Genomic DNA, 4135 nt, shown 5'->3' on the forward strand with positions numbered 1-4135 from the left:
ACAGGCTCGAGGCGAGCGTCGAGAACTCGCCGTGATTGGCGGTCACGTTCGGTGCGGTCACAACCGGAGCGTGATCGGGCCCCGGTGTGGCCGTGAACGCGGTCCAGCCTCCCCACAACGTTCCGTCGTTCGCCCTGATGTAGAGCGTATCAGGGGCTGACCCTGTCGGCCCGAAGACGTAGCTCGTCTGTGACAGCTGCGCCGCCGTAATATCGATCTCGGTGTTGGCGGCCTCCACCACACCATTCACCACCCAGTGGCCGCTTCCGCCGGTGTCCCAGAACGCGTACTGGGTCATCGTGTCGCCATCCGGATCACTCACCGTGAACAGGCTGGATGCGGCAATCGACGTCTGGCCGTGCGCCGCAGTCACGTTGATTGCGTTCACGGTTGGCGCGGTGTCGCCAAATGCCTTGGCCGTAAATTGAGTCCAGCCGCCCCAAAGCGTGCCGTCATTGGCTCGAACGCTAAGGGTATCAGCCGATCCGGTTGGACCGAAGACGTAGCTCACCTGCGACAGGTTGGCCGCCGCAACATCGATCTCGGCATTGGTGGCCTGGACCACGCCGTTGATGACCCAGTGGCCGTTACCTTGCGTGTCCCAGAATGCATATTGGGTGATCGGATCACCATCGGCGTCTGACACCGTAAAGAGGCTGGAAGCCAGCACGGAGGTCTGGCCAGAGCCTGCATGGATGTTGGACGCTGACGTGACCGGCGCGATATCGGCACGCGTCGTGACCAGCGTTCCGGTGCCGGAATCCGCGCTGACGCTGAACCGCACGCCGGGCATCGCATCAAGCTGCAGATCGAAGGAGGAAGCACCCTCGGTGACGTGCAGGATGTTGCCAGCCTGCAAGGTCGCCGACCCACCCGATACGAAATTGAGGCCTGCCAGATCGATGCTGTCGCCCAGCACCAGGCTGCTGATGGTCGTGCCGGCCAGGGAGGTGCCATCGATCTTCAGCTGACCGCCGGAACCGCTGAAGGTGACGCCGCCGCTCGCGACGCTGCCGGCCTGCAACTCGACCACGCCGCCTGAAATCGTCACCGGACCAGTCGACCCGCCGGAGGAAACGATCTCATTGCCTCCGGCAAAGACCGCGACGTTGCTCGTCACCGCGCCGGCAACGTTGAGCGCAGCACCGCTCGACACCGCGATGTTGTGCGCCGTAGCTCCAGATGTAACGTTCAGCACGCCACCGCTGATGACGGTCGCGTGGTCTATTGCGCCTCCCGACGACACGTTGACCGTGCCGCCCGAAATCCCAGTTCCGGAGCCGGTCACACCGGTGACAACACCTCCGGAAAGTACGTTCTCGATGCCGCCGGCAAAGACCGAGACATTGCTCAGAACCGTGCCGCCGACGTTGAAGATGCCGCCGCTCGAGACGGAGATATGGTCCGCCGTAGCACCGGACGACACATTCAGGTCACCGCCATTGAAGACGGTCGCATATTCGAAAGACGCTCCGGAGAGAACGTCGACCAGCCCGGAAATTGCGGTACCCGAACCGGTGACGCCGGTGACGGAGCCACCTGCAGAGACGATTTCGTGGCCGCCACTTTGAATACTGACATTGCTGGTGATCTTGCCCTGCACATTGAGCGTGCCGGACACGTTGATCATGCTGGCCGAGCCGCCGGCCAACACGTTGAGCGTTCCGCCGGCCGCGATGACCGTTCCCGTACCGGCCGTGCCGCTGATGGTGCCCTGGATGACGCCACCGGACGAGACGTTCTCGACGCCGCCGCTGGACACCACCACCATGTTGGAGGTGGTCCCCATCACGTTAAGGATGCCGCCCGCCGAAACCGTCGTCCCCACACCGTTGGAGGATGCCGAGACCAATCCTCCCACCAGCACGTTTTCTATGCCGCCGCTCGAGATGAAAACGTTGCTGGTGACGGTGCCGCCAAGGTTGAGCGAGCCACCCGACAAGGTGACGTCGTGCGCCGTCGCGCCGGCGGAAACATTCAAGGCACCGCCGCTTGAAACCATGGCGCCAATGGTGACGCCACCAGAGGAAACCACCTGATTGCCACCCGACAGAATCGTGGCGCCGGAATCGACGCCACCACTGAAGACGGCCTCGAAGCCGCCAGACAGGACGGTGCCCGTCGCGCTGCCACCGGCTGAACCGGGACTACCGTTGAACGATCCGAGTTGGAAGTAGCCGCCGCTCAGCACTGTCGTGCCGGTCGCCGTGCCGCCGCTCAGCACGGTCATGCCGCCGGAGTTGGAGATCGTCGTTCCGGATACTGCACCGCCCGAGGTGACTTGCGCGCCGCCGTTGCTGGCAAGCGTGGTGGACACCGCGAGGCCACCGGAGTTCACATCGAGCTGACCGCCCGCCACGATCGTATTGCTCGCGGTTCCGCCGGCCGAACCACCCGATCCCTGGAACGATGGAATGCCGACTTGCATGAAGCCGGCACTGCCAACGATGGTGCCGCGGGCCGTGCCGCCTGCGAACACGTTCTCCGTCCCATTCGCGCTGACGGTGATGGCGGAGGTTGAGCCGCCCGACACAACGTCGAGGATCGGGCCACTCCCCACCGAGTAGCCGCTCACGACAGCGCCAGGCCCCACCTCTAGGTAGGTGCCGCTACCGAAAGTGGTGTTGGAAAGCTGCGAAACGGACGCTCCGCTGACCAGTTCGACAGCGCCGAAATTGGTGACCGAAACGCCACTGAGGGACCCGCCTGAGAACAGCTTCAGCAGACCACCATTGACCATCGTGGCGTTTGTCGATCCGCCGGAAAGGACGTCGAGCTCACCTCCGCCGAAGACATTGGTGCCGTTCGCAGCGCCTCCGGACGAGACGGTTTCCAGGCCGCCCCCGGAGACGTTGATGTTACTGGTCGTGCTTCCAGCGAGATTGAATTGGCCACCGGTCTTCACATTGATGTCATGCGCGGACGCGCCGGTCTGCAAGTTCAGCGCGCCGTTGCTGTTGACAGCAACGTAGCTGACGGAGGCACCCGCGGATGCATTCACTGTACCGACGACGTTGACCGTTGGGAGGCCGGATGGATCCAATGATCCGCTGATGGCACCGCCGGCAGAGACGTTCAATGTGGCGCCGCCCGCAATGAACATGAAGCTCGAGGCCGTACCCAGAAGGCTGAGCGTTGCCCCGTTCGATACGGTAAGATCGTGAACGGTGGCGCCAGCTGCGACGCTGGCCGACGCTCCGGACGACAAGGTGAAGAACTCTGACAGGCCTCCGGAGAGGACATTGAGCGAGCCTCCCGACACCGTAAAGGACTGCGCATTGCCGCCAGAAAGCACGTTCAGCGTGCCCCCCGACACATCGAAGCTCTGCGCATTGCCTCCGGAAGAAACATTCTCCGTGCCACCGGCGAAGATCTCCGAGTTGCTGGTCTGAGAACCCCTGAGATTGAGGATGCCGCCACTGCTGACGCCGAAGTCGTGGATCGTTGCGCCAAAGTCGGCCGTGACAACGCCGCCACTCCTGACCGTGAAGTAGGAGAGCTGGCTGCCCGCGGTCGCGCTGACCATGCCACCCGACACGATCGTCTCGTCGCTGCCGGGAGTGCCTGTCTCGATGCCGCCGGAAGAAATCATAACAAGGCCGCCCGAGTAGACCCGAACTTGGCTTGTCACCGTTCCGGCAACGTTCATCGTGCCGCCCGAGGACACCGCAAGGAACGATGCCGCACCGCCCGAGGAAACGTTGAGAATGCCGCCTGCAGACACCGTGGCCGAGACGCTGAGGCCGCCGCTGGAGATATTCAGGCTGCCGCCGGCCAGAATCGTGGCGCCGCTGTCGACACCACCGCTCGAAATCACCTCGGAGCCGCCGGACACAGTCGTTCCAGTGGCGCTGCCCGCGGACTCAATGATCAGCGTGCCGCCAGTCAGGATGGTATCGCCGGATTCCGTGCCAGAAGATACAGTAACGGTAACGCCGCTGGAAATCGTCTGCATGGCTCTGCCTCTAGGCCAGAATGAAATTCATTTGCCGGTGTCGGGCATCGATGCCAGTCGGCGTCGACGTCCTTTACGCGCTATGCTTTGGCGCCGACCGGAAATCCCGGTATGCGCTGAATAACCTGCTTGACGTGATCGGCCGTAATCAGCCGCGTGCATTCGAATTGCCGGGGTGAA

General features: G+C 63.2%; 1 protein-coding gene. It reads right to left on the reverse strand.

Features of this window, described 5'->3' with window-relative positions:
- A partial coding sequence (locus tag Q0030_RS40450; protein WP_298380685.1) for a hypothetical protein occupies positions 1-3955 on the reverse strand: 3955 nt, incomplete at its 3' end.
- Between the last annotated feature and the right edge of the window lie 180 nt (positions 3956-4135).

The sequence above is a fragment of the uncultured Bradyrhizobium sp. genome (genome assembly GCF_947648125.1).
Taxonomy (GTDB): Bacteria; Pseudomonadota; Alphaproteobacteria; order Rhizobiales; family Xanthobacteraceae; genus Bradyrhizobium.